Origin of the sequence: Mesorhizobium qingshengii (assembly GCF_027563465.1) — a bacterium.
Lineage (GTDB): Bacteria > Pseudomonadota > Alphaproteobacteria > Rhizobiales > Rhizobiaceae > Mesorhizobium > Mesorhizobium qingshengii_A.
In genome coordinates, this window is record NZ_JAPFQA010000058.1 from 1 (window position 1) to 661 (window position 661).

The window sequence follows — 661 nt, forward strand, 5'->3', positions numbered from 1 at the left end:
GCCTGCCGATGGGAACAGGAGAAGCTTCCAAGCAAGCTTCTCCGCCCCCGATGCCCGTGCTGTCGGTTGAATCAACATAATGGTGACCCGATTGTAACGTGGTATTGGCCTCGGTCCGGGAGCGAGGCAGTGCTTTCATCTGCACAGAACCTCCGTAATTCTCGGCCTTCCCGGAGGAACTGTATGGCTGCGGAACAACAACCGAACGACAAGCTTACTCGTCTTCTTGCCTCAGGCTGGTCCATCGCAGGCTATTCGACGACAATGATGGCCGCCGGGACAATGACCCATTCCGTCTTGCTGCAAAAAGAACATGTCCTGATCTCCGCAACCATCGTGGCTGAGGGCGATCACGAGATTGGACGCGCATTCACGATGCTGGCGCCGGCGCCGGAGACCAAGAAGCGTCGATTTTGAAGCCGACGCGATGACTGGCCCAATTCAGGCGGCGCGCGTGGTGGACTTTAGCCGCTCGGGCCTTCTTTCCGAAAACCGTTTCTGGCAGCTCGCCAGCGCCAGCTTGCGGCTCTGGATCGTAATCGACGAGGCCGGGAAGAGCGTCCATCGGCCTGGCCGGAAGGCGACGCGGCTTTTCTGTGCGGCGGGATGGTCGACGGGCAGTTCGATCTCGACCCGCTGGCGGTCGCCGCCGATTTCGAGT

The 661-nt window shown here is 60.2% G+C and carries 1 protein-coding gene and 1 pseudogene; one reads left to right on the forward strand and one right to left on the reverse strand.

The genetic code is table 11. The features are described 5' to 3' along the window. The first annotated feature begins 183 nt into the window (after positions 1-183). Entirely contained in the window at positions 184-417 is a 234-nt protein-coding gene (locus OOJ09_RS31935) for a hypothetical protein (RefSeq protein ID WP_269909025.1), read from the forward strand. Between the two features lie 24 nt (positions 418-441). Here the strand turns inward: OOJ09_RS31935 and OOJ09_RS31940 are convergent. Then, positions 442-661 (reverse strand): annotated as a pseudogene (locus tag OOJ09_RS31940) (sulfate ABC transporter ATP-binding protein); the annotation flags it as partial.

What these genes read in the sequence shown, in the direction of transcription:
- OOJ09_RS31935 (WP_269909025.1), top strand. Translation starts at nt 184, where the DNA reads ATGGCTGCGGAACAACAACCGAACGACAAGCTTACTCGTCTTCTTGCC.